The 24,988-nt window shown below is 70.7% G+C and carries 17 protein-coding genes; 10 read left to right on the top strand and 7 right to left on the bottom strand.

Annotated features, from left to right (window positions below; all coding sequences use genetic code 11):
- Nucleotides 1-80: 80 nt before the first annotated feature.
- Both ACIBJG_RS36405 and ACIBJG_RS36400 read right to left on the bottom strand, forming a co-directional pair.
- Nucleotides 81-1,880, bottom strand: a complete 1,800-nt coding sequence (locus ACIBJG_RS36405; protein ID WP_399314307.1) for an AMP-dependent synthetase/ligase — start codon at nt 1,878-1,880, stop codon at nt 81-83.
- Nucleotides 1,881-2,223: 343 nt separating this feature from the next.
- Entirely contained in the window at nt 2,224-3,126 is a 903-nt protein-coding gene (locus tag ACIBJG_RS36400; protein WP_399314305.1) for a LysR substrate-binding domain-containing protein, read from the bottom strand.
- Nucleotides 3,127-3,243: 117 nt separating this feature from the next.
- On the opposite strand from ACIBJG_RS36400, the gene ACIBJG_RS36395 reads away from it, so the two are divergent.
- A complete protein-coding gene (locus ACIBJG_RS36395; protein ID WP_399314303.1) occupies nt 3,244-4,269 on the top strand; it encodes a bile acid:sodium symporter family protein in 1,026 nt (341 codons plus the stop codon).
- Between the two features lie 121 nt (nt 4,270-4,390).
- Here the strand turns inward: ACIBJG_RS36395 and fdhD are convergent, their stop codons facing one another.
- Genes fdhD through ACIBJG_RS36370 form a run of 5 tightly spaced genes read right to left on the bottom strand, consistent with a single transcriptional unit; the run spans nt 4,391 to nt 11,045 of the window.
- The gene (gene fdhD / locus ACIBJG_RS36390; protein ID WP_399314302.1) at nt 4,391-5,239 is read right to left on the bottom strand and encodes a formate dehydrogenase accessory sulfurtransferase FdhD; all 849 of its coding nucleotides are present in this window, start codon (nt 5,237-5,239) and stop codon (nt 4,391-4,393) included.
- Nucleotides 5,240-5,243: 4 nt separating this feature from the next.
- Nucleotides 5,244-6,104 carry a 2Fe-2S iron-sulfur cluster-binding protein gene (locus tag ACIBJG_RS36385; protein ID WP_399314300.1) on the bottom strand — a complete coding sequence of 287 codons (861 nt, stop codon included), beginning with the start codon at nt 6,102-6,104 and terminating at the stop codon, nt 5,244-5,246.
- Nucleotides 6,101-8,122: an NAD(P)H-dependent oxidoreductase subunit E gene (locus ACIBJG_RS36380; RefSeq protein WP_399314298.1), complete on the bottom strand. Its 2,022-nt coding sequence runs from the start codon at nt 8,120-8,122 to the stop codon at nt 6,101-6,103. The genes ACIBJG_RS36385 and ACIBJG_RS36380 overlap by 4 nt, the downstream gene beginning before the upstream one ends.
- A complete protein-coding gene (locus tag ACIBJG_RS36375; protein ID WP_399314297.1) occupies nt 8,113-10,050 on the bottom strand; it encodes a molybdopterin oxidoreductase family protein in 1,938 nt (645 codons plus the stop codon). Before ACIBJG_RS36375 ends, ACIBJG_RS36380 begins: the two co-directional genes overlap by 10 nt.
- A complete protein-coding gene (locus tag ACIBJG_RS36370) occupies nt 10,047-11,045 on the bottom strand; it encodes a 2-dehydropantoate 2-reductase (protein WP_399314295.1) in 999 nt (332 codons plus the stop codon). The genes ACIBJG_RS36375 and ACIBJG_RS36370 overlap by 4 nt, the downstream gene beginning before the upstream one ends.
- Before the next feature lie 299 nt (nt 11,046-11,344).
- On the opposite strand from ACIBJG_RS36370, the gene ACIBJG_RS36365 reads away from it, so the two are divergent.
- The 9 genes from ACIBJG_RS36365 (at nt 11,345) to ACIBJG_RS36325 (ending at nt 24,850) form a co-directional block, all read left to right on the top strand.
- Nucleotides 11,345-12,301, top strand: coding sequence for a beta-ketoacyl-ACP synthase III (locus ACIBJG_RS36365; protein WP_399314293.1), 957 nt, complete (start codon nt 11,345-11,347; stop codon nt 12,299-12,301).
- A 64-nt stretch (nt 12,302-12,365) separates the two neighbouring features.
- Entirely contained in the window at nt 12,366-13,043 is a 678-nt protein-coding gene (locus ACIBJG_RS36360) for a GntR family transcriptional regulator (RefSeq protein ID WP_399314291.1), read from the top strand.
- Nucleotides 13,044-13,303: 260 nt separating this feature from the next.
- A complete protein-coding gene (locus ACIBJG_RS36355) occupies nt 13,304-14,485 on the top strand; it encodes an ROK family protein (protein WP_399314289.1) in 1,182 nt (393 codons plus the stop codon).
- A 283-nt stretch (nt 14,486-14,768) separates the two neighbouring features.
- Nucleotides 14,769-16,301, top strand: a complete 1,533-nt coding sequence (locus ACIBJG_RS36350) for a sugar ABC transporter ATP-binding protein (protein WP_399314287.1) — start codon at nt 14,769-14,771, stop codon at nt 16,299-16,301.
- On the top strand, nt 16,298-17,347 hold the full coding sequence (locus ACIBJG_RS36345; RefSeq protein WP_399314285.1) for an ABC transporter permease: 1,050 nt from the start codon (nt 16,298-16,300) through the stop codon (nt 17,345-17,347). The genes ACIBJG_RS36350 and ACIBJG_RS36345 overlap by 4 nt, the downstream gene beginning before the upstream one ends.
- 71 nt (nt 17,348-17,418) lie before the next feature.
- A complete protein-coding gene (locus ACIBJG_RS36340) occupies nt 17,419-18,459 on the top strand; it encodes a substrate-binding domain-containing protein (protein ID WP_399314283.1) in 1,041 nt (346 codons plus the stop codon).
- Nucleotides 18,460-18,527: 68 nt separating this feature from the next.
- Nucleotides 18,528-19,766, top strand: a complete 1,239-nt coding sequence (locus tag ACIBJG_RS36335; protein ID WP_399314281.1) for a Gfo/Idh/MocA family protein — start codon at nt 18,528-18,530, stop codon at nt 19,764-19,766.
- A 12-nt stretch (nt 19,767-19,778) separates the two neighbouring features.
- Nucleotides 19,779-20,783, top strand: a complete 1,005-nt coding sequence (locus tag ACIBJG_RS36330; protein ID WP_399314279.1) for a sugar phosphate isomerase/epimerase family protein — start codon at nt 19,779-19,781, stop codon at nt 20,781-20,783.
- Nucleotides 20,784-21,118: 335 nt separating this feature from the next.
- Nucleotides 21,119-24,850, top strand: coding sequence for a ThuA domain-containing protein (locus ACIBJG_RS36325; protein WP_399314277.1), 3,732 nt, complete (start codon nt 21,119-21,121; stop codon nt 24,848-24,850).
- Nucleotides 24,851-24,988 lie beyond the last annotated feature (138 nt).

The following is a 24,988-nucleotide window of genomic DNA, read 5'->3' as shown; positions in this document are numbered from 1 at the left end:
CGCCGTTTTCACCGGAACGGTACTCCCGGGGCGTCCCGCCGGAGCGGTACACGCGGAAGCCGCGCACGGGCCGGGGCCGGTCAGCGGTACAGCGCGTCCACCTCGGAGGCGTACGCCGTCTCGATCGCCTTGCGCTTCAGCTTGAGCGACGGTGTCAGCAGGCCGTGCTCCTCGGTGAACTGGTGGGCCAGGATCCGGAACGTACGGATCGACTCGGCCTGGGAGACCGCCGTGTTCGCGGCCACCACCGCGCGCCGGACCTCCATCTCCAGATCCGGGTCCCGCACCAGTTCCCCCGGGGACAGGGCCTGCCGTCCCTGCATCGCGAGCCAGTGTTCCACGGACTCCTGGTCGACGGTGACGAGCGCCGCGATGTACGGCCGGTCGTTGCCGACCACGATGCACTGCGCCACCAGCGGATGGGCCCGCACCCGCTCCTCCAGACCGGCCGGCGAGACGCTCTTGCCGCCGGACGTCACCAGGATCTCCTTCTTGCGCCCGGTGATCGTCAGATAGCCGTCGTCGTCCAGCGCTCCCAGGTCGCCGGTGGACAGCCAGCCGTCGTTGAGCACGGCGTCGGTGGCCTTCGGGTCGCCCAGGTACCCGCCGAACACGTTGGCGCCGTACACCCATATCTCGCCGTCGTCGGCGATGTGCACCGACGTGCCGGGGATCGGCTGCCCCACCGTGCCGTACCGGGTGCGCTCCGGGGGGTTGGCCGTGGCCGCGGCCGTCGTCTCGGTCAGTCCGTACCCCTCGTACACGGTGACGCCCGCCCCCGCGAAGAAGAGCCCGAGCTGCCGTTCCATCCCCGAGCCGCCCGACATGGCGTGCCGGATCCGGCCGCCCATCGCCTCGCGCACCTTCTTGTACACGACCTTGTCGAAGAACTGGTGCTGCATCCGCAGCCCTGCGGACGGCCCGGGACCGGTGCCGAACGCCCGCGCCTCCATCGCCTCCGCGTACTTCACCGCGATGTCGACGGCCTTGTCGAACGGCCCGATCCGGCCCTCCGTCTCCGCCTTGCGCCGGGCACCGTTGAACACCTTCTCGAAGATGTACGGCACCGCGAGGATGAACGTGGGACGGAACGACACCAGGTCCGGCATCAGCGCCTTCGCCGACAGCTCCGGCTGGTGGCCCAGCTTCACCCGGCCACGGATCGCCGTGACCTCCACCATCCGCCCGAAGACGTGCGCCAGCGGAAGGAAGAGCAGCGTCGCTGCCTCGTCACCCGGCTTGGAGTGGAAGACCGACTCCCAGCGGGACGCCATCGTCTCCGTCTCGAACATGAAGTTGGCGTGCGTGATCACACAGCCCTTCGGGCGTCCCGTGGTGCCGGAGGTGTAAATGACGGTGGCGATCGACTCGGGTGTCACCGCGCGCCGGTGCCGGTGCACGACCTCGTCGTCGATGTGGGCACCGTCCTCGACCAGTTCCGTCACCGCTTCGGAGTCCAGCTGCCACAGCCGCTTCAGCTGCGGCAGCCGGTCGATGACCGACGCGATCGTCATCGCGTGGTCCTCGTGCTCGACCATGACCGCCGACACCTCGGCGTCGTGCAGCATCCACAGGACCTGTTCGGCGGACGACGTCGGATAGACCGGCACGGACTGCGCGCCCACCGCCCACAGGGCGAAGTCGAAGAGGGTCCACTCGTAACGGGTGCGGGACATCAGGGCGACCCGGTCGCCGAACCGCACCCCGTGCGCGATCAGCCCCTTGGCCAACGCCAGCACCTCGTCGCGGAACGTCGCCGAGGTGACATCCCGCCAGCGTCCGTCCGCATCTTTCCGGCCGAGCGCGACCCGGTGCGGATCCTCCTCGGCGTAGTCGAACACGACATCGGCGAGCCCGCCTACGTGGGGCGCGGCCGCCATGGGTGGGACAGTGAACTCACGCAATGACCTGCTCCTTGTGGCGCTCCGCACAGCGCCGTGACGCTACCCCACAGGACGCCGCTGCGGGAGTGCGGTGAACGCTCCGTACCGGATGCCATATGCACTGGTCAGGTGGTGAAATCCGGCCAGAAGGGCAAGGCCCGGGCATCCTTCTGACCATGGAGTAAGTGGCTCGCGCGGGAATCTCCACCGAATCTGTACGCCGCGATCACGCGGTTGTGTACGGGTATGGGCGATCGGTCCGCATCCGCGCTGCCGACCGGGCCGGACCGTCCGGCAGGGCCCGCCGCGTCCCGTTCATTCTCCCCCTCCCCGCACCGCGTCATGCGCGGTCCCGCGCACCGATCGCACCCAGGCCGCCGCGCGGACGGATCAGACGGTCGCCGCCCGCCAGGATCGCCGCGGCCAGTGCGTCCGCCGCCTGCTGCGCACCACCGCGGCCCCGCCCGTGCAGCAGGACGAAGTCCACGTCACCGAGGTCCGGCAGCCCGGCACGGGCCGCCACCGGGGCCAGTCCCGGCGGGACCAGACCGCGACTGTGCGCCATCACTCCGAGCCCCGCGTGGGCGGCCGCGATCAGCCCGCTGAGGCTGCCGCTCGTGCACGCGATCCGCCAAGGACGGCCCTGCTCCTCCAGGACCTCCAGCGCCCTCGCCCGGGTGATGCCCGGCGGCGGGAAGACGATCAGCGGCACCGGCCGGTCCGGGTCGATCCGCAGCTTCGGCGCACCGATCCAGACCAGCGCGTCCTGCCAGACCAGCTCCCCGTGCGTGTCCCCGTTCCGCCGCTTGGCGAGCACCAGATCGAGACGGCCCGCGGCCAACTGCTGGTGCAGCGTCCCCGACAGCTCGACGGTCAGCTCCAGCTCGACCTCCGGATGGTCGCGGCGGAACGACTGGAGGATCTCCGGCAGCCGGGACAGCACGAAGTCCTCCGAGGCCCCGAAGCGCAGCCGCCCGCGCAGCCGGGTGCCGGTGAAGAACGCCGACGCCCGTTCGTGGGCCTCCAGGATCGTCCGCGCGAAGCCCAGCATCGCCTCGCCGTCCACGGTGAGGTCGACCCGGTGCGTGTCCCGGGTGAACAGCTGACGCCCGGTCGCGTCCTCCAGCCGCCGTACGTGCTGGCTCACCGTGGACTGCCGTACTCCGAGCCGGCGGGCGGCCGCGGTGAAGCTGAGCGTCTGGGCGACGGCGAGGAAGGTGCGCAGCTGCGCGGGGTCGTACATGACACCACGCTATCGCGAACCGTGATCACAGTCAGAGCGGTATACGGGATTCCCGATGCCGGTGATCACGAGCAGGATGGGGAGGGCACGATCCCGACCGAGAGACACGTGGAGCACATGAGCCGCCGCACCCCGCAGTTGCCGTCCTGGCTGCCGGTCGACCCGTACATCCTGGCGTTGATCGGCACCGTCGCACTCGCGGCGCTCCTGCCGGCCTCCGGCGCCGCCGCCGACGTGGCGGGCGGGGCCTCCACCGGGGCGGTCGCGTTCCTGTTCTTCCTCTACGGCGCCCGGCTGTCCACCGCCGAGGCCCTCGACGGACTCAAGCACTGGCGGCTCCACCTCACCGTCCTGGCCTGCACGTTCGTCGCCTTCCCGTTGCTGGGCCTGGCGAGCAAGGGGCTCGTGCCGTACGTCCTGACACCCCAGCTGCAGAGCGGCCTTCTCTTCCTCTGCCTCGTCCCCTCGACCATCCAGTCGTCGATCGCCTTCACCTCGATCGCCCGCGGCAACGTGCCCGCCGCGATCTGCGCCGGGTCCTTCTCCTCCCTCGCGGGCATCTTCGTCACCCCGCTGCTCGCGGCGGCACTCCTCGGCAACAGCGGCGGCGGGTTCTCGACGGACGCCCTGCTGAAGATCGGCGTCCAGCTGCTGCTGCCGTTCGTCGCGGGACAGCTGTTGCGCCGCTGGATCGGCGGCTTCCTCGCACGCCACAAGAAGGTCCTGGGCCATGTCGACCGGGGCTCGATCCTGCTGGTCGTCTACACCGCGTTCAGCGAGGGCATGGTCGCGGGCATCTGGCACCAGGTCACCCCGGCCCGGCTCGGGGCGCTGCTCGCCGCCGAGGCGGTGCTGCTCGCCCTGATGCTCACGGTGAGCTGGTACGGGGCGAAGCGCCTCGGCTTCGGCCACGAGGACCGCATCGCCATCCAGTTCGCCGGCTCCAAGAAGAGCCTCGCCTCGGGGCTTCCCATGGCCAGCGTCCTGTTCGGCGCGCAGGCGAGCCTCGCCGTGCTGCCGCTGATGCTCTTCCACCAGATGCAGCTCATGGTGTGCGCGGTGATCGCGAAGCGGCGCGCCCGCGACCCGCAGGAGCCGGTCCCGGCCGGCGAGGTGACGCGGGAGCCCGTCGCGGTGGGCTGAGGCCGGCCGGCGCAGGGGGCGCTCCCCGCCGGCCGGGCCCCTCAGGGGCTGCCGGGTGACTCTGACCGGGCGGGCCCGATGTCATCCGACAGCCCCTCACCCGTGCAGCGGGCGAGGCGCCTCAGCCCTGGACGGCCGTCGCCTCCAGGGCGATGCGGTGCTCTCCCGCGTACACGTTCATGGAAGGCCCCCGCAGGAAGCCGACCAGGGTCAGGCCGGTCTCGGCCGCCAGGTCGACCGCGAGGGACGACGGCGCCGACACGGCCGCCAGCATCGGGATGCCGGCCATCACCGCCTTCTGCGCCAGCTCGAACGAGGCCCGCCCCGAGACCAGCAGGACCGCCCGGGACAGTGGCAGCCGGCCGTCGGTCAGGGCCCGGCCGACCAGCTTGTCGACCGCGTTGTGCCGGCCGACGTCCTCCCGGATGTCGATCAGTTCACCCGTCTCGGAGAACAGTGCCGCCGCGTGCAGACCCCCGGTCCGGTCGAAGACCCGCTGCGAGGCGCGCAACCGGTCGGGGAGGGCGGCCAGCAGCTCGGGTTCCACCCGGACCGGGGGAGTGTCGGCGATCGGGTGCCGGGTCGTGGTGCGCACCGCGTCCAGACTGGCCTTGCCGCACAGACCGCAGGAGGACGTCGTGTAGACGTTGCGCTCCAGCGTGATGTCGGGGACCACGACGCCGGGCGCGAGCCGCACATCCACCACGTTGTACGTGTTCACCCCGTCGGCCGTCGCTCCGGCGCAGTACACGATCGACTGCACCTCGGAGCCCTCGCCGATCACGCCCTCGCTCACCAGGAAGCCGGCCGCGAGCGCGAAGTCGTCGCCCGGGGTGCGCATCGTGATGGCGAGTGGCTTGCCGTTCAGCCGGATCTCCAGGGGCTCCTCGGCGACGAGGGTGTCCGGGCGGGTGGAGACGACCCCGTCCCGGATGCGGATGGTGCGGCGGCGCTCGGTGACCCGTCCCATGAAGTCAGACCCGATTCTGTACGTGCTGGAAGCCGAAACGGCCCTTGATGCAGAGGTTGCCGTGGGTCACCGGGTTGTCGTGCGGCGAGGTGACCTTGACGATCTCATTGTCCTGCACATGGAGCGTGACGTTGCAGCCGACTCCGCAGTACGCGCAGACGGTGGTGGTCTCCGTCTGGGCCGGCTCGTCCCACGTCCCGGCCGCCCGCATGTCGAACTCGGTCCTGAAGGAGAGCGCCCCGGTCGGGCACACCTCGATGCAGTTGCCGCAGTAGACACACGCCGAATCGGTGAGCGGAACGTCGTGTTCCGTCGAGATACGGGCGTCGAAACCCCGGCCCGCGACCGCGATGGCGAACGTGTTCTGCCACTGCTCGCCGCACGCGTCGACGCACTTGTAGCACTGGATGCACTTGTCGTAGTCGCGGACGTACAGGTCGTTGTCGACCTTCGGCTCCTCGTTGACGCGTGCCGCGTCGGCGCCGAAGCGGGCGGGCTTCGCCTCGTACTCCTTGATCCATTCGGCGGCCCGCGGCGTCGTCGACAGGTCGGTGGCCGACGCGAGCAGTTCCAGCACCACCTTGCGGCTGTGCCGGGCCCGCTCGCTGTCGGTGAGCACCGTCATGCCCGCCTCGGCCCGGCGCGAGCACGCCGGGGCGAGGGTACGGGCCCCGGCCACCTCGACGACGCAGACCCGGCAGGCGTTCTTCGGGGTGAGCGTGTCGCCCTCGCACAGGGTCGGGATGTCCTTACCCGCGGCCCGGCAGGCGTCCAGGATCGTCGACCCTTCGGGGACGCGGGTCTCCTGGCCGTCGAGCGTGAACTCGATCAGCCGGCGCGGGAGTCGCAGCGGTACAGCGGTCACTTGTAGACCCCCAGACGGTCGATGGCGGACTCGACGGCATTCCACGCGGTCTGGCCCAGACCGCAGATCGACGCATCACGCATGGCCTGTCCGACCTCGCGCATCAGCGCGATGTCGTCGGCGGCCGCGGCGCCCGTACGGTCCATGATCCGGTGCAGCGCCTCCTCCTGCCGCACCGTCCCGATCCGGCACGGCACGCACTGCCCGCACGACTCGTCGCGGAAGAACTCGGCGATCCGGAGCAGGATGCGGGGCAGCTCGACCGATCCGTCCAGGACCAGGACGACGCCGGAGCCGAGCGTCGTGCCGGCGGCCCGCGTGCCCTCGAAGGTGAGCGGGATGTCCAGCTCGTCGGGGCGGACGAAGCCGCCCGCCGCGCCGCCGAGCAGGACCGCGCGCAGATCCTGCGGCGGGCCGGCGAGCTCCAGCAGTTCCCGAAGGGTCGCGCCGAACGGCAGCTCGTAGACGCCGGGCACGGTCACCTGCCCCGATACGCAGAACAGCTTGGTGCCGGTGGACGTGCCGGAGCCGGTGGCCGCGTAGGCGCCGGCGCCGTGCTCCAGGATCGGCAGCACGTTGACGAGCGTCTCGACGTTGTTGACGGCGGTCGGCTTGCCGAAGAGGCCCTTCTCCACCGGGAACGGGGGCTTGGACCGCGGTTCGCCGCGCTGCCCCTCGATCGAGTTGAAGATCGCGGTCTCCTCGCCGCAGATGTACGCGCCCGCGCCCCGCCGGATCTCGATGTCGAAGGCGTACCCCTGACCCAGGATGTCCGGGCCGAGCAGACCCCGGGTGCGGGCGGCAGCGAGGGCGTGGCTCAGGCGTGCGTACGCCCGGGGGTACTCGCCGCGCAGGTAGATGAACCCCTGCCGGGCGCCGGTGGCGTACCCGGCGACGGTCATCGCCTCGACGAGGGCGTACGGGTCGCCCTCCATCAGCACCCGGTCCTTGAAGGTGCCCGGCTCGCTCTCGTCCGCGTTGCAGACGAGGTAGTGCGGGGTGTCGGGCTGAGCGGCCGTGGCCTCCCACTTGCGGCCGGTCGGGAACGCGGCGCCGCCGCGGCCGACGAGGCCCGCGTCCAGCACCTCGCGGATGACACCCGCGGGGCCGAGGGCGAAGGCGCGGCGCAGGGCGGTGTAGCCGCCGCTCGCGCGGTAGTCGTCCAGGGAGGCGGGGTCGGTGGTGCCGATGCGTTTGAGGAGGACGAGGCCGGGGGCGCCGGCCTGGGGGACGGCGGATTCGGGTGGGGGTTCGGTGGGGGCCGCGTCGGGGGAGCGGGTTGCTGTGGCGAGGGCCTCGACCGAGGCGGGGGCGATGACCGCGGTGCGGTGGGGGGTGGGGGCGCCTGCGGCGGGCTGTTCCCCTACCCGCCCCTTCCCGGAACCGGGGGCTCCGCCCCCGCACCCCCGGTCCTCAAACGCCGGACGGGCTGGAGGGGACGGACAGGCGGGAGCGGACGCACGGGCTGGAGTGGACAGACGGGCAGGAGGGGACGGACAGGCTGGAGGCGGCTGCTCGCCCGCCTGGATCAGCAGCGCCGCCGGGGCCCTCTCGCACAGGCCCAGGCACGGGCTCTCCTGCCACGTTGCCCCGTCCGTCGCTGTTCCCGCCGGGGCGAAGCCCGTCGTCAGGTCCGCACAGAGGGCCGCCGCGCCGCGGGCCGCGCAGGCCAGGTCCGTGCAGACGTGGAGGACCTTCGCCGGTCGGGGACGTACCGAGAACATCGCGTAGAACGTCGCGACGCCGTACGCCTCCGCGGGTGCCACCGTCAGCCGGCGGCAGATGTAGCCGAGCGCCCCCTCGCTGATCCAGCCGATCCGGTCGTTCACCGCGTGCAGGGCGGGCAGCAACTGGTCGCGGCGGTCCTTCGCGGCCGAGGCGCCGCCCCGCGCCCAGCGCAGGTCCTCGTCACTACGGGTCGCGCCGCCTTCCCAGCCGGACGGCGGAGGTCCCAACAGGCCGTCCACCGCCTCCCGTTCGGCATCCGTCGCGACGGCATCCGGGTATTTCAGGTCCATGCGGGCACCAGCTTCTCGATCCGGATGGCGGAGGCCTTGAACTCGGCGGTACCGGCGATCGGGCAGTTCGCCTCGATCGTCAGCGCATTGGTGTCGACCTCGTCCGGGAAGTGCATCGTCATGAAGGCGAGCCCCGGCCGCAGCCCGGGATCGATCCACACCGGCGCGGTGACACTGCCCCGCCGGGACGACACCCGTACCTCCTCGCCGGTCGTGACGCCGTAAGCGACCGCGTCCTCGGGGCACAGCTCGATGTACTCACCGCGCCGCAGGGGTGAGGCGTAACCGCTGCTCTGCACACCGGTGTTGTACGAGTCGAGGCGACGGCCCGTCGTCAGGCGCAGCGGGTACGCCTCGTCGGTGAGGTCGACCGGTGGATCGTGCTGGACGAGGCCGAAGGCGGCGGCCGGGCCGCGGCGTACGGGATCGGTCTCCCAGAGTCGGCCGTGCAGGAAGCTCGATGGGAGCCTGTCCGTGTCGGGGCAGGGCCACTGGAGGCCCTGGTGCTCCTCCAGCCGGTCATACGTCATCCCGAAGTGGTCGGGGGAGAGCGAGCGCAGCTCGTTCCAGACCGTTTCGGCGTCGGCGAACTTCCAGTCGTGACCGAGGCGGCCGGCCAGGGCACAGATGATGTCGATGTCCTCCCGCGCCTCACCCGGGGGCGCCAGGGCCGCCCGTACGCGTTGCACCCGGCGCTCGCTGTTGGTCGTCGTGCCGTCCGTCTCGGCCCAGGCGGCCGTCGCGGGCAGGACGACGTCCGCGAGTTCGGCGGTCCTCGTCAGGAAGATGTCCTGGACGACCAGATGGTCCAGGGACCGCAGCCGCCGCACCGCCTGCTCGCTGTCGGCCTCCGACTGGGCCGGGTTCTCGCCGACGCAGTACACCGCGCGCAGCTCGCCGCTCTCCATGGACTCGAACATCTCGGTGAGCGTCTTGCCGTACCGGGGCGGGATGACGGCGTCCCAGGTCCGCTCGAACTTCGCCCGTGAGGTGTCGTCGAGGATGTCCTGGAAGCCGGGCAGCTTGTTGGGGATGGCGCCCATGTCGCCACCGCCCTGCACGTTGTTCTGGCCGCGGAGCGGCTGGACGCCGGAGCCGTACCGGCCGACGTGCCCGGTGAGCATCGACAGGTTGATCAGCGCGCGGACGTTGTCGGTGCCGTTGTGGTGCTCGGTGATGCCCAGCGTCCAGCACAGCTGGGCCCGTTCGGCGGTGGCGTAGGCATGGGCCAGGTCGCGGATGGCCTCGGCGGGCACTCCGGTGACCTGCTCGGCCGCCGAGAGCGTCCACGGTTCGACGAGCGCCGCGTACTCCTCGAAGCCCGTTGTCGCGCGGGCCACGAACGCCTCGTTGACCAGGCCGGCATGGATGATCTCGCGGCCGATGGCGTGGGCGAGGGGGATGTCCGTACCGACGTTCAGGCCGAGCCAGCTCTCCGCCCACTGGGCCGTCGAGGTGCGGCGCGGGTCGACGACGTGCATGCGCGCACCGTTGCGGATGCCCTTCAGCACGTGCTGGAAGAAGATCGGGTGTGCGAACCGGGCGTTGGAGCCCCACATCACGATGAGGTCCGTGTGCTCGACCTCCTCGTACGAGGAGGTGCCGCCGCCCGAACCGAAGGCGGCGGAGAGCCCGGCGACGCTGGGGGCGTGACAGGTGCGGTTGCAGGAGTCCACGTTGTTGGTGCCCATCACCACCCGGGTGAACTTCTGCGCCACGTAGTTCATCTCGTTCGTGGCGCGGGCGCAGGACAGCATCGCGAAGGCGTCGGGGCCGTACGCCCGGCGGCTCTGCCGGAACCCGGCAGCCGCGCGGTCCAGCGCCTCGTCCCAGCTCGCCCGTCGCAGGACGCCGTCCGTGTCCCGGACCAGCGGGTGTGTCAGCCGTTCGTACTGCTTGGGTTCACGTCGCTTGCGGTTGTTGCTCATGGTGCGCTCCCTGCTGGCGCCGCGGCGCCCGAGGAGGTGGAGGCGAGGAGGTCGGCGAGCGCGTGGACGGCGCGCAGCGTCGGGACGGGGGCCCCGGCCAGATCGGCCAGTTCGACGACGGCCGCGAGCAGCACGTCCAGTTCGAGGGGCTTGCCCTTCTCCAGGTCCTGGAGGGTGGAGGTCTTGTGGTCGCCGACCCGTTCGGCGCCCGCGATGCGCCGTTCCACGGAGATCTCGGGCCGGCAGCCGACCGCGGCCGCGACGTCGAGGGTCTCGCGCATCATCGACTCCACGAGCGCGCGGGTGTCCGGGTGGCGGCAGATCTGGCCCATCGTGGCCCGGGACAGGGCGCTGATGGGGTTGAACGAGATGTTGCCGATCAGCTTGATCCAGATGTCCTTGCGCAGATCCGCCTCGACGGGACACTTGAGCCCACCCGCGACCATGGCTTCGCTGAATTCGTGGCAGCGCCGCGAGAGGCTCAGGTCGGGCTCCCCGATGGCGAACCGCGTCCCTTCGAGATGACGGACGACGCCGGGCGCCTCGATCTCCGTCGCGGCGTAGACGACACAGCCGATGGCACGCTCGGGCGGCAGCGTGGAGCTGACCGTGCCCGCCGGGTCGACGCTGTTGATACGACGCCCGGAGTGCGGGCCCGCGAGGCCGTGGAAGTACCACCACGGGATGCCGTTCTGCGCCGCGACGACCGCCGTACGGTCGTGCAGCAGAGGGTGGACCAGGGGGCCGGAGGCCGCGTACGAGTTGGCCTTGAGCCCGAGGAACACGAAGTCGACGGGGCCGACCTCCGACGGGTCGTCGGTGGCCGAGGGATGTGCGGTGAAGTCACCGCGGGGGCTGAGGACGCGTACGCCGTCGCGCCGCATGGCGGCCAGGTGCGGCCCGCGGGCGATGAGATGGACGTCGGCGCCGGCGCGGTGGAGCGCGGCCCCGACATAGGCGCCGATCGCGCCGGCACCGACAACTGCGACTTTCACGGGGCTCTCCGTTCGGTAGCTGACCGAGCGAGGCGGGAGCGGGGAAGCAGCGGGATGTGCGGGAGGAGGGAGAGGAGCGTGGACGAGCGCGGGGGAGGAGCGGGAGACGAGCTGGAGACGAGCTGGAGACGCTGTCAAGTCGACAGAATATTGTCTACAGTATGCGGTCCGGAGGGTCAAGGCTGTTGCCAAGCCTCCAACCTCCGGCCGGTAATCCTGTGGGATCACGTGCCCCTGTACCGGGCGGTAGCGACCAAGACTGGATGGTTCCTGCCATATGTAGCGAGGGGAACCTGAATATGACCGGCTCACGTGTCGTGGCGCTCGGCCACTATCAGCCCGCCAAGGTGCTCACCAACCACGACCTGGCGGCCATGGTCGACACCAGCGACGAGTGGATCACCAGCCGTGTCGGCATCAAGACCCGACACCTCGGCGGCCCCGACGAGCCGGTGGACGAGCTGGCCGCGCACGCGGCGGCCAAGGCGCTCGCCGCCGCCGGTCTCCAGCCGGCCGACATCGATCTGGTCCTGGTCGCCACCTCCACCGCGATCGACCGCTCGCCGAGCATGTCGGCCCGGGTCGCCGCGCGCCTCGGCATGTCCTCGCCCGCGGTGATGGATATCAACGTGGTCTGTTCCGGTTTCACGCACGCCCTCGCCACCGCCGACCATGCCGTCCGGGCGGGCGCCGCCACGCGTGCGCTCGTGATCGGCGCCGACAAGATGGGTGACATCGTCGACTGGACCGACCGCTCCAGCTGCGTGCTCATGGGTGACGGCGCCGGTGCCGCGGTCGTGGTCGCCGACTCCGGGACGGAGGCGGACGGCCGGCCCGGAATCGGACCCGTGCTGTGGGGTTCCGTGCCGGGCATGGGTGACGCGGTACGGATCGAGGGCACGCCGCCGCGCTTCGCCCAGGAGGGGCAGTCCGTCTACCGCTGGGCCACCACCCAGTTGCCGCCCATCGCGCGCAAGGTGTGCGAGAAGGCGGGAATCACCCCCGAGGATCTGGCCGCGGTGGTGCTGCATCAGGCCAATCTGAGGATCATCGAACCCGTCGCCAGGAAGATCGGCGCGGTCAACGCGGTCATCGCCCGGGATGTCGTGGATTCCGGCAATACGTCCGCGGCCTCGATCCCGATGGCCCTGTCCAAGCTGGTGGAGCGGGGCGAGGTCGCCACCGGTGCTCCGGTGCTGCTTTTCGGCTTCGGCGGGAACCTCAGTTACGCGGGACAGGTGATCCGCTGCCCCTGAGGGGCGTTGTGCTCGGTAGACTGTAGACGATAAGCAATTGCTCGTCGCCCGGAGGGGGACCGCGATGTTGTCCACAGGACTGCCGCAAGGGGCTGTGCCGAGGCTGGAACGGCCCGGTCCGCTGCGCGAGCGCGTCTACGAGGCGCTGCTCGAACTCATCACCACCCGTGCGCTCCGCCCCGGCCAGCACCTGGTCGAGAGCGAGCTGGCCGGGCATCTCGGTGTGTCCCGGCAGCCGGTGCGCGAGGCGCTGCAGCGGCTCGACACCGAGGGCTGGGTCGATCTGCGCCCCGCCCAGGGTGCGTTCGTCCACGAACCCACGGAGGAGGAGGCGGACCAGCTCCTCTCGGTCCGTACGCTCCTGGAGGCCGAGGCGGCCCGTCTCGCCGCCGCCAACTCCGGCACAGCGGGCATCGCTGTCCTGGAGGAGCTCTGCGCCAAGGGCGAGCAGGCCGTCGCCGACGACGACGTGGATCTCGCGGTGGCGACCAACGCCGCCTTCCACGCCAAGGTCATGGAGCTGGCCGGCAACGTCGTCCTCTCCGAACTGGCCGGGCAGGTGGACCGCCGGGTCCGCTGGTACTACACCCCCGTCGCCCGGCAGCGCGGCAAGCAGTCCTGGATCGAGCACCGCTCCCTGATCGCCGCCATCTCCTCGCGCGACGAGCAGCGGGCGACGGCGATCATGCGGGCCCACACCGAGCACACCCGCCAGACGTACCACCAACGAGAAGAGGCGTAGGGCCTGTCCGGCGGATCAGGGTCGGACAGGCCCGAGGATCCCGTCGCTCACGTCCTCGATCGCCGGCGCGGCCGCGATCGGGGGCGTTTGTGCGTTCCGGCCAGGCGAGGCGGCACCCCATCACCCCTCTTTGTCCTCAGGGTGGAGAAAGTTGTGGTGGATTCCTGCGCAACTTCTTCCCACTCCCGGCAACCGCTGCTACGTTCCCCTCCAAAGCCCGACGGACAGGCCGATGTGGCGGGGAGGGGCGCGTGAGACGGATGACGGCACGACCCGCGAATGCGCATCAGGCGCGACTGCTCCGGCTGTTGCGCGACGGCGGGCCCAACTCACGGGCGCAGCTGGGGGATCAGGTCGATCTCTCCCGCTCCAAGCTCGCCGTCGAGGTGGACAGACTGCTGGAGACCGGCCTTGTCGTGGCCGACGGACTCGCCGCATCCCGCGGCGGGCGTCGCTCGCACAACATCCGGCTCGCCCCGGAGCTGCGCTTCCTCGGCGTCGACATCGGCGCCACATCGGTCGATGTGGCGGTCACCAACGCGGAGCTGGAGGTCCTGGGCCACCTCAACCACCCCATGGACGTACGCGAAGGCCCCGTAGTCATCTTCGAGCAGGTGCTGTCCATGGCGGCCAAGCTCCGGGCCTCCGGGCTCGCCGAAGGGTTCGACGGCGCGGGGATCGGCGTACCGGGACCGGTCCGCTTCCCCGAAGGCATTCCGGTCGCGCCGCCGATCATGCCCGGCTGGGACGGCTTCCCGGTCCGCGAGGCGCTCAGCCAGGAACTGGGCTGCCCCGTCATGGTCGACAACGACGTGAACCTGATGGCGATGGGGGAGCAGCACGCGGGGGTCGCCCGCTCCGTGGGCGACTTCCTCTGCGTCAAGATCGGTACCGGCATCGGCTGCGGCATCGTCGTCGGCGGGGAGGTCCACCGCGGTACGACGGGCAGCGCCGGCGACATCGGACACATCCAGGTCGAACCCGACGGCCGCCCCTGTGCCTGCGGCAACCGGGGCTGCCTGGAAGCACACTTCAGCGGCGCCGCACTGGCCCGTGACGCCGAGGACGCGGCCCGCGCCGGACGGTCCCCGGAGCTCGCGGCCCGGCTGGAGGCGTCCGGGAAACTCACCGCCGTCGACGTGGCGGCCGCCGCGGCCGCCGGTGACCCCACCTCGCTCGACCTGATCCGTGAAGGCGGCAACCGGGTCGGACAGGTCATCGCGGGACTCGTCAGCTTCTTCAACCCCGGTCTGGTGGTGATCGGCGGCGGGGTGACCGGACTGGGCCACACGCTGCTAGCCAGCGTCCGGACCCAGGTCTACCGGCAGTCCCTGCCGCTGGCCACCGGCAACCTCCCGATCGTGCTGGGCGAGCTCGGACCCGCGGCCGGAGTCATCGGCGCGGCCAGGCTCATCAGCGACCACCTCTTCTCACCCGCCTGATTTCCTTTCGCGCCTGCCCCTTCATCCGCCCCGCACCTGCCCCGCACCTGCCCCGCACCCGGCCCACCCCGCACCTGCCCCACCCTTCACCCGGCCCACCTTCACCGGCCCGTATCAAGGCCCGACGGCAACAAAGGCACCGCCCCGCGCACCGCCCCGCGCACCGTCCCGGGGTCCGGGGGACACCCCCGGGACCGCACTGCCCCCTGCCCGCTCACCGGCCCTTCCCCCTGCTTCCGGACTCGCCCGCGCAGGGGCACCCCATCCGCCGAGGGGATTCGTCATGGCTCCAGAAGCACCGCTGCTCACCATGTCCGGCATCACCAAGTCCTTCCCCGGCGTGCGCGCCCTCGACGGCGTGGACCTGGAGGTCCAGGCCGGCGAAGTCCACTGCCTCCTCGGCCAGAACGGCGCCGGCAAGTCCACCCTCATCAAGGTCCTCGCCGGGGCCCACCAGCCCGACGACGGCGAGATCACCTGGTGCGGCGCACCTGCCGTACTCAAGTCGCCGATCACCGCGATGCGCCTCGGGATCGCCACCATCTACCAGGAACTCGACCTGGTCGAGGGCCTGTCGGTCGCCGAGAACGTCTTCCTGGGTCACGAACCCACCAGCGCCGGGTTCGTCGTCCGCACCGGCGAGGGCCGCACCGCGGCCGCCGCCCTCCTGAAACGGCTCGGCCACCCGGAGATCGACCCCGCCCGCGCGGTCGGTGAACTCTCCGCGGCCCACCAGCAGATCGTCTCGATGGCCAGGGCGCTCTCCCACGACGTACGCCTCATCGTGATGGACGAGCCGTCCGCCGCCCTCGACCCCGACGAGGTCGACAACCTCTTCCGGATCGTCGCCTCGCTCACCGCCGACGGCGTCGCCGTCGTCTACATCTCGCACCGCCTGGAGGAGATCCGGAGGATAGGCGACCGGGTGACCGTGCTGAAGGACGGACGGGCGGTGGCGGTCGGACTCCCCGCCGAGTCCACACCCACGCGCGACATCGTTGCCATGATGACCGGCCGCAACGTCGAGTACGTCTTCCCGCCCCGGCCCGAAGCCGCACCCGAGGACGCCCGGCCCGCCCCCGACCCGGTCCTCACCGTCCAAGGGCTCACCAGGAAGGGCGAGTTCGAACCGGTGGACCTGGAGCTGAGGCCCGGCGAGATCGTCGGCCTGGCCGGGCTCGTCGGCTCCGGGCGCTCCGAGATCCTGGAGACGATCTACGGCGCCCGCAAGGCCACCGCAGGACGGGTCACGGTCGCGGGCAAGCCGCTGCGACCCGGCAGCGTACGCGCCGCCGTCGCCGCCGGTATCGGTCTCGCCCCCGAGGAACGCAAGGCGCAGGCCCTGCTGATGCTCGAATCCGTCACCCGCAACGTCTCGGTCTCCTCCATGTCCCGCTTCTCCAGGGCCGGTTGGATCGACCGGGGAGCCGAACGGAAGGCGGCCCGCGCCGCCACCCGCGAGCTCTCCCTGCGCCCCGACAACCCGGACACCCCCGTCCGCACCCTCTCCGGCGGCAACCAGCAGAAGGCGGTCCTCGCCCGCTGGCTGCTGCGCGGCTGCCGGGTGCTGCTGCTCGACGAACCGACCCGCGGGGTGGACGTCGGCGCCCGCGCCGAGCTCTACGCCGTGATCCGCCGGCTGGCCGACGAAGGCCTCGCCGTCCTGCTCGTCTCCAGCGAAGTGCCCGAAGTCCTGGGCCTCGCCGACCGGGTGCTCGTCCTGCGTGAGGGCCGCGTCGTCCATACGGCGGACGCCGGCGAGCTCGACGAACACCGCGTACTCGACCTCGTGATGGAAGGGAGCCCGACGTCATGACGCAGCCCGTCTCATCGGCACAGCAGAGCGGGCCGGACAAGGGCGCCACGCCCGTGTCGGCCCCCGCGTCCCCCAAGAAGGACGGATCCTCGCGCAGCTCGGGGCTGCGCGTGGACATCCGCAGCCTCTCCCTGCTCGGCGTCCTCGCCGCACTGATAGTGGTCGGCGGGATCACCGAACCCGACGCGTTCCTGGACACCGGGAACCTTCAGCTGATCCTGACCCAGGCGTCCGTCATCGGCGTCGTGACCGTCGGGGCGACCTTCGTCATCACCAGCGGCGGCATCGACCTGTCCGTCGGCGCCATGGTCGCCCTCGCCTCGGTCTGGGCGACCACACTCGCCACCCAGGAGTACGGCTTCGCGGGCATCCTGTTCACCGCGATGCTCGTCGGCCTCGGTGCCGGACTCGTCAACGGGCTGCTCATCGCGTACGGCCGGCTGGTGCCGTTCATCGCGACGCTGGCGATGCTCGCCTCCGCCCGCGGCATGGCCCTCTACATCACCGACGGCAAGACCCAGATCGTCACGGTCAAGTCCGTCCTCGACCTGGGTCTGCCCGGTTCCTACGTCCTCGGCGTCCCCCCGCTGGTCATGATGTTCGCCGTGGTCACCGTCGTCGGCTGGCTGCTGCTGAACCGTACGACCTTCGGCCGCCGTACGGTCGCCGTCGGCGGCAACGCGGAAGCGGCCCGGCTGGCAGGGATCGACGTACGGCGGCAGCGGCTCTACCTCTACCTGCTGTCCGGGCTGTGCTGCGGCATCGCCGCCTTCATGCTGATCATCCTGTCCGGCTCGGGACAGAACACCAACGGCAACCTGTACGAGCTCGACGCCATCGCCGCCGCGATCATCGGCGGCACCCTGCTCAGCGGCGGCCGCGGCACCATCGTCGGTTCCGTGCTGGGCGTCCTCGTCTTCACCACGATCACCAACATCTTCGCGCTCAACAACCTGCAGAGCGATGTCCAGCAGATCGCCAAGGGCGCGATCATCGTCGCCGCCGTCCTGGTCCAGGGCCGTACCTCGGCCCACCGCGAGACCTGACCAAGAGTCACCCTCCGTATCGCACCTGCCTGTTCCCTATCCCCACGCACCGGATGAAGGGTTTGACAGTCATGCCAGAAACCAGTCGCAGAGGACTGCTCTTCGGAACCGCCGCAGTCTCCGCGGGCGCCTTCCTGACCGCCTGCACCAGCAACGAGCCCAAGGAGAAGAACGCCGCGGCGCAGAGCAACGCGCCCGCCGCGGACGACAAGCCGGGCAAGCCCGTCACCATCGGCTTCGCGGGCCCGCAGGCCGACCACGGCTGGCTCAACGCCATCAACGAGAACGCCAGGTCGCGGGCGAAGAAGTACTCCGAGGTGACCCTGGAGACCACCGAGGGCTCCAACGACACGGCCGCCCAGATCGGCCAGGTCAAGACCCTGATCAACAAGAAGGTCGACGTCCTCATCATCCTCCCGGCAGACGGCAAGGCGCTGACGCAGGTCGGCCTGGAGGCCATGAGGGCGGGCATTCCCGTCATCAACCTGGACCGCATCTTCGCCTCCCCGCAGGCGTACCGCTGCTACGTCGGCGGAGACAGCTACGGCATGGGGCTCAACGCCGGTACGTACATCGGCGAGAAGCTCAAGGGCAAGTCGAACGCCAAAGTCGTCGAGCTGGCCGGCATCGACAGCCTGGAGCTCACCAAGCAGCGCAGCCAGGGCTTCTCGGACGCTCTGAAGAACTACTCCAACATCGAGCTGGTGGCCCGTCAGGCAGCCGACTTCACCGTCGAGTCCGGGCAGGCGAAGATGGCCCAGCTCCTCCAGGCACAGAAGAAGTTCGACGCTCTGTGGAATCACGACGACGACCAGGGCGTGGGCGCGCTGCGCGCCATCCAGCAGGCCGGCCGGGACGAGTTCCTGATGGTCGGCGGAGCCGGGGCGAAGTCCGCGATGGACGCCATCAAGGCCGACAACAGCGTGCTGAAGGCCACCGTCCTCTACCCGCCGACGATGGCGGCGTCGGCCGTCGACCTGGCCCGCGCACTGGGTCAGGGCAAGGGTCTCACCGGCCTCTCCGAGCTGGAGATCCCGACCAACCTCACGCTCTACTCGGCCGTGGTCACGAAGGAGAACGTCGACCAGTACCTGCCGACGGGCTTCAGCTGAGCCGACCCGCGGGAGGGTGCTGACCCTCCCGCCGCACCCACCGAACCACCGATGAGGAGGAAGCCCGGATGGCCCGTAGGGAAGAGACGGAGCAGGAGGCGGCCGCGCCGCCGACGTACCGGCCGATGGCGAGCGCACCGACGCTCGGGGTCGGCATGGTCGGATACGCGTTCATGGGCGCCGCCCACTCACAGGGGTGGCGCACCGCGGGCCATGTCTTCGAGCTGCCGATGAGGCCGGTGCTCGCCGCGATCTGCGGTCGCGACCGGACGGCGGTGGACGCCGCCGCCGACCGGCACGGCTGGGCGGCGGCCGAGACCGACTGGCGGGCCCTGGTCGCCCGGGACGACGTCCAGCTCGTCGACATCTGCACCCCCGGCGACAGCCATGCGGAGATCGCGATCGCGGCCCTGGAGGCGGGCAAGCACGTGCTGTGCGAGAAGCCGCTCGCCAACACGGTCGCGGAGGCGGAGGCCATGACCGAGGCGGCGGCGCGGGCCGCCGCCCGCGGTCAGGTCGCGATGGTCGGCTTCAACTACCGCAAGGTGCCGGCCATCACCTACGCCCGCACGCTGATCGCGGAGGGCCGGCTCGGCACCCTGCGGCACGTCCGGGCCACCTACCTCCAGGACTGGCTGGTCGACCCCGCCTCCCCGCTCACCTGGCGGCTCAAGAAGGAGCAGGCGGGCTCCGGCGCGCTCGGCGACCTCGGCGCGCACATCGTGGACCTCGCCCAGTACCTGACGGGGGAGCTGCTGGTGGGGGTCTCGGCCGTCAGCGAGACCTTCGTCCGCGAACGCCCGCTGCTCGCCGGCCCCTCGGGGGGCCTGGGCGGCGTGGCAGCCGCCGGGGAGTCCGGCACGGTGACGGTGGACGACGCGGCGCTGTTCACCGGGCGGCTCGCCTCGGGCGCCCTGGCCTCCTTCGAGGCGACCCGGATGGCGGCGGGACGCAAGAACGCGCTGCGTCTGGAGATCAACGGGGAGCTCGGTTCGCTCGCCTTCGATCTGGAGCGCCTCAACGAACTGTCCTTCCACGACCACACCGAGCCCGCCACCACGGCCGGCTTCCGGCGCATCCTGGTCACCGAGCCCGAGCATCCGTACCTGGAGGCCTGGTGGCCGCCGGGGCACGCGCTCGGCTACGAGCACACGTTCATCCACCAGGCCCGTGACGCGGTGCGCACGATCGCCGAAGGGGCGCCCCCCGTCCCGTCGTTCGCCGACGGGCTCCAGGTGCAGCGGGTGCTGGCGGCGGTGGAGGAGAGCGCCGCGAAGAACTCCGTACTCACCCCCGTACAGTTCTAGGAGGTCCTGCGCATGCCCCGTCCCTTTACCCTCTTCACCGGTCAGTGGGCCGATCTTCCCCTGGAGGACGTCTGCCGGTACGCCCGTGACTTCGGCTACGACGGTCTCGAACTGGCCTGCTGGGGCGACCACTTCGAGGTGGACAAGGCCCTGGCCGACCCCGGCTATCTGGACAGCCGGCACCAACTGCTCGACAAGTACGGGCTGAAGTGCTGGGCGATCTCCAACCACCTGGTCGGCCAGGCCGTCTGCGACAGCCCGATCGACGAGCGCCACCAGGGGATCCTGCCTGCCAGGATCTGGGGCGACGGCGAGCCCGAAGGGGTGCGCCGCCGGGCGGCCGAGGAGATCAAGAACACCGCGCGGGCGGCAGCCGCCTTCGGCGTGGACACGGTCATCGGCTTCACGGGCTCGTCCATCTGGCACCTGGTCGCGATGTTCCCGCCGGTCCCGCCGCACATGATCGAGCGGGGGTACGAGGACTTCGCGGAGCGCTGGAACCCGATCCTCGACGTCTTCGACGCGGAAGGTGTGCGGTTCGCCCACGAGGTGCATCCCAGCGAGATCGCGTACGACTACTGGACGACGCACCGCGCGCTGGAGGCGGTGGACCACCGGCCGGCGTTCGGGCTGAACTTCGACCCGAGCCACTTCGTCTGGCAGGACCTGGACCCGGTGGGGTTCCTGTACGACTTCCGGGACCGGATCTACCACGTGGACTGCAAGGAGGCCCGCAAGCGCCTCGACGGCCGCAACGGCCGGCTCGGCTCCCACCTGCCGTGGGGCGATCCGCGACGCGGTTGGGACTTCGTCTCGGCGGGGCACGGGGACGTGCCGTGGGAGGACGTGTTCCGGATGCTGCGGTCCATCGGGTACGAGGGGCCGGTGTCGGTGGAGTGGGAGGACGCGGGCATGGACCGGCTGGCGGGGGCGCCGGAGGCGCTGACGTCGCTGAAGCGGTTCGACTTCGACCCGCCGAGCGCGTCGTTCGACGCGGCGTTCGGCGGCAACGGCTGAGGCGCCGGGGCAGGGCCCTCCCGGGGGCCCTGCCCCCGGACCCCCGCTCCTCAATCGCCGGAGGGGCTTGATGTGCCCAGCGGCACCCGCACACGCCGCCGGGCCGGTCCCCCCTGCCCACACCCCTCTTTGTCCTGGCCAAGGAAAAAGTACAACAACGCCGCTGCACAAGGGCTTTCCGTCCGGGACGAACAGGTCTACCGTCCTAGACGTGTACATGACATAACGCACCGTCACCGGAGCCGCACAGGCCCCGACTGACCTGCGCGGCAGTCCCCGCGCGGAACGGCACGGCAACACCCGCCCGTACAACCGGCACTCTCCGGAGGACACTCGTGCACAGAACAAGAAGCGGGACCCGAACCGGGACCCCGGCAAGGCTCCGCGTCCGCAAATCCCTCGCCCTGTTCACCGGCGGCCTCCTCGCCGCCGCCACCCTCAGCCTGGGCGCCACGTCGGGCACGGCCGCCGCCCACACCGAGCCCACCGCCCCGGCCGCGGCCGCCGAGGACTTCCAGCAGGTCACCCTCGCCAAGGGCGCCGCCGAGACCGGCGAGCCGATGTCGCTGGCCGTGCTCCCCGACCGCAGCGTGCTGCACACCTCGCGCAGCGGCGAGCTGCGCATCACCGACAGTGCCGGCAACACCAGGATCTCCGGCGTCATCCCCGTCTACTCGCACGACGAGGAAGGCCTCCAGGGCATCGGGGTCGACCCGGACTTCAGTGAGAACCGGGCGATCTACCTCTACTACGCACCCCCGCTGGACACCCCCGCGGGCGACGCCCCCGAGACCGGCACCGCCGCCGACTTCGCCCCGTTCGACGGGGTCAACCGGCTCTCCCGCTTCGTCCTCAACGAGGACGGCACGCTCGACCTCGGCAGTGAGAAGAAGGTCCTCGACGTCAAGACGTCCCGCGGCATGTGCTGCCACGTCGGCGGCGACATCGACTTCGACGCAGACGGCAACCTGTACCTGTCGACCGGCGACGACACCAACCCCTTCGCCTCCGACGGGTTCACGCCCATCGACGAACGCCCCGACCGCAACCCGGCGTTCGACGCCCGCCGCTCCGCCGGCAACAGCAACGACCTGCGTGGCAAGATCCTTCGGGTCAAGGTCGCCGACGACGGCTCGTACACCGTGCCGGACGGCAACCTCTTCGCGCCGGGGACGGACAAGACCCGCCCCGAGATCTACGCGATGGGCTTCCGCAACCCGTTCCGCTTCTCCGTCGACAAGGCCACCGGCATCGTCTACGTGGGCGACTACGGCCCGGACGCGGGAGCGGCCGACCCCAAGCGCGGACCGGCCGGGCAGGTCGAGTTCGCCCGGGTCACCAAGGCCGGAAACTTCGGCTGGCCGTACTGCACCGGCGCCAACGACCCGTACCTGGACTACGACTTCGCCACCAAGACCTCCGGTGCCGCCTTCGACTGCGCGGCTCCGAAGAACACCTCGCCGCACAACACCGGCATCGTCGACCTGCCGCCGGCCCAGGCCGCCTGGATCCCGTACGACGGCGGGTCCGTCCCGGAGTTCGGCACCGGCTCGGAGTCCCCGATGGGCGGACCCGTCTACCACTACGACGCGGACCTCGACTCGCCCGTGAAGTTCCCCGAGGCGTACGACGGAGACTTCTTCGCCGGGGAGTTCGGCCGGCAGTGGATCAAGCGCATCGAGCAGGACGCCGATGGCAAGGTGCAGTCCATCAACGACATCCCGTGGTCCGGAACCCAGATCATGGACATGGCCTTCGGACCCGACGGTGCGCTGTACGTCCTGGACTACGGCCTCTCCTGGTTCGGTGGCGACGAGCACTCCGCGCTCTACCGCATCGAGAACGCCACAGGGGGGCGCTCCCCGATCGCCGAAGCCGCGGTCAACAAGACGTCGGGCATCGCACCGCTGAAGGTGCAGTTCTCCTCCGCCGGCACCGCCGACGGTGACGGCGACCCGCTCACGTACGCCTGGGACTTCGGCGACGGAGGAACCTCCACGGCCGCGAACCCCGCGTACACGTACAAGAAGAACGGCACCTACACCGCGACCGTCACCGCCGAGGACCCCTCCGGGCGCACCGGATCGGCCAGCGTGCACGTGACCGTCGGCAACACGGCGCCCACCGTGAAGCTGGAACTCCCCGGTGACGGGCAGCTGTTCACCTTCGGTGACGACATTCCGTTCAAGGTGACGGTGACCGATCCGGAGGACGGCGCGATCGACTGCTCCAAGGTCGAGGTCCGCTTCGTCCTCGGCCACGACAGCCACGGCCACCCCATCACCACGGAACACGGCTGCACCGGCACCATCGCGACCAAGATGGACGGCGGGCACGACCCCAACGCCAACATCTTCGGGGTCATCGACGCCTCGTACACCGACGGCGGAGGCGGCGGCCAGGCCGCGCTGAGCGGCCACGACCAGTCGCAGCTCCAGCCGCGCCACCGACAGGCCGAGCACTTCAACGCCTCGTCCGGCATCAACACCTTCGACAAGGCGAACGCCGAGGGCGGCAAGACCGTCGGCGACATCCACAACGACGACTGGATCTCCTTCAAGCCGTACATCCTGGGCGACTCCACCAAGCTCACCGCCCGGATCTCCTCCGGCGGCGTGGGCGGCTTCCTCGAAGTGCGCACCGGTTCGGCGACCGGGAAGATCCTCGGCTCCGCACCGGTACCGGTGACCGGCGGCTGGGAGACCTTCCAGGACATCGACGTCCCCCTGCGCGGCGCCCCGAAGAAGGCCACCGAACTCTTCCTGGTGTTCAAGGGCGGCGAAGGCGCGCTCTACGACATCGACGACTTCGAACTCTCCAACACCCCGCCCGACAAGACGGCCAAGCGCGTCCTCGTCTTCTCCAAGACCGCCGGCTTCCGCCACGACGCGATCCCCGAGGGCATCGCCGCACTGAAGGAACTCGGCAAGGGCAGCAACATCACGGTCGACGCCACGGAGGAGGCGGGCCAGTTCACCACGGCCAACCTCGCCCGCTACGACGCCGTCGTCTTCATGTCGACAACGGGTGACGTACTCAACGCCGACCAGCAGAAGGCCTTCGAGAACTACATCGCCACCGGTGGCGGCTACATGGGCGTCCACGCCGCCGCCGACACCGAGTACGACTGGGCGTTCTACGGCGGACTCGTCGGCGCCTACTTCTCCGGCCACCCCGCCATCCAGCCCGTCACCGTCCGGGTCGAGGACCACAAGCACCCGGCCACCGCCCACCTGGGCGACGCCTGGGAGCGGACCGACGAGCTGTACAACTACCGCACCAACCCGCGCGACAAGGTGAAGGTCCTCGCCACGCTCGACGAGACGACCTACACCGGCGGCACCATGAAGGGTGATCACCCGATCACCTGGTGCCAGACCTACGAGGGCGGCCGCTCCTTCTACACCGGTCTCGGCCACACCAAGGAGTCGTACGCCGACGCGGACTTCCGGCAGCTCCTCCTCGGCGGAGTGCGGTACGCCGCCGGCCAGGTCAAGGGCGACTGCAAGGCCGGCACCGGCTACCGGTCGATCTTCAACGGCAAGACCCTCGAAGGCTGGAAGCAGGCCGGGCCCGGGAAGTTCAACGTCGTCGACGGCGAGCTGCGCTCCGAAGGCGGCATGGGCCTGCTCACCTACCAGGCCAAGGAGCTGAAGTCGTACTCCCTGAAGCTCGACTGGAAGATGGCGGGCGACGACAACTCCGGTGTCTTCGTCGGCTTCCCCGAGTCCGACGACCCCTGGTCCGCGGTGAACAACGGCTACGAGGTCCAGATCGACGCCTCCGACGCCGTCGACCGCACCACCGGCTCCATCTACACCTTCAAGGCGGCCAACACCAAGGCACGCGACCAGGTGCTGAGGCCGCCGGGCCAGTGGAACAGCTACGAGATCAAGGTGCAGGGTGAGCGGCTCCAGATCTTCCTCAACGGAGTGAAGATCAACGACTTCACCAACACCGACCCGGTCCGCAGCCTCAAGGACGGCTACATCGGCCTCCAGAACCACGGGGCTGACGACCAGGTGTCCTTCCGCAACATCCAGCTGAAGGAACTGCCCTCGGCGTAGGGCGGTCACCCGTCCGGGGGGGGGGGGGGGGGGGGGGGGCGCCGCCCCCCCCCCCCCCCCCCCCCCCCCCCCCCCCCCCCCCCCCCACCCCCCCCCCACCCCCCCCCCCCCCCCCCCCCGCCTCCCGCGTCGGCGTCA

It is taken from the genome of Streptomyces sp. NPDC050422, assembly GCF_044458665.1.
Lineage (GTDB): Bacteria > Actinomycetota > Actinomycetes > Streptomycetales > Streptomycetaceae > Streptomyces.
The sequence above is the reverse complement of the archived record's forward strand: the minus strand, read 5'-3'. Positions and strand labels throughout refer to the sequence as shown.

Coding starts and splice junctions, on each gene's coding strand:
- ACIBJG_RS36345 (WP_399314285.1), top strand. CDS start 16,298: ATGACGCAGCCCGTCTCATCGGCACAGCAGAGCGGGCCGGACAAGGGC.
- ACIBJG_RS36335 (WP_399314281.1), top strand. CDS start 18,528: ATGGCCCGTAGGGAAGAGACGGAGCAGGAGGCGGCCGCGCCGCCGACG.
- ACIBJG_RS36400 (WP_399314305.1), bottom strand. CDS start 3,126: ATGTACGACCCCGCGCAGCTGCGCACCTTCCTCGCCGTCGCCCAGACG.
- ACIBJG_RS36355 (WP_399314289.1), top strand. CDS start 13,304: ATGACGGCACGACCCGCGAATGCGCATCAGGCGCGACTGCTCCGGCTG.
- ACIBJG_RS36360 (WP_399314291.1), top strand. CDS start 12,366: ATGTTGTCCACAGGACTGCCGCAAGGGGCTGTGCCGAGGCTGGAACGG.
- ACIBJG_RS36375 (WP_399314297.1), bottom strand. CDS start 10,050: ATGAGCAACAACCGCAAGCGACGTGAACCCAAGCAGTACGAACGGCTG.
- ACIBJG_RS36330 (WP_399314279.1), top strand. CDS start 19,779: ATGCCCCGTCCCTTTACCCTCTTCACCGGTCAGTGGGCCGATCTTCCC.
- fdhD (WP_399314302.1), bottom strand. CDS start 5,239: ATGGGACGGGTCACCGAGCGCCGCCGCACCATCCGCATCCGGGACGGG.
- ACIBJG_RS36395 (WP_399314303.1), top strand. CDS start 3,244: ATGAGCCGCCGCACCCCGCAGTTGCCGTCCTGGCTGCCGGTCGACCCG.
- ACIBJG_RS36365 (WP_399314293.1), top strand. CDS start 11,345: ATGACCGGCTCACGTGTCGTGGCGCTCGGCCACTATCAGCCCGCCAAG.
- ACIBJG_RS36380 (WP_399314298.1), bottom strand. CDS start 8,122: ATGGACCTGAAATACCCGGATGCCGTCGCGACGGATGCCGAACGGGAG.
- ACIBJG_RS36405 (WP_399314307.1), bottom strand. CDS start 1,880: ATGGCGGCCGCGCCCCACGTAGGCGGGCTCGCCGATGTCGTGTTCGAC.
- ACIBJG_RS36340 (WP_399314283.1), top strand. CDS start 17,419: ATGCCAGAAACCAGTCGCAGAGGACTGCTCTTCGGAACCGCCGCAGTC.
- ACIBJG_RS36350 (WP_399314287.1), top strand. CDS start 14,769: ATGGCTCCAGAAGCACCGCTGCTCACCATGTCCGGCATCACCAAGTCC.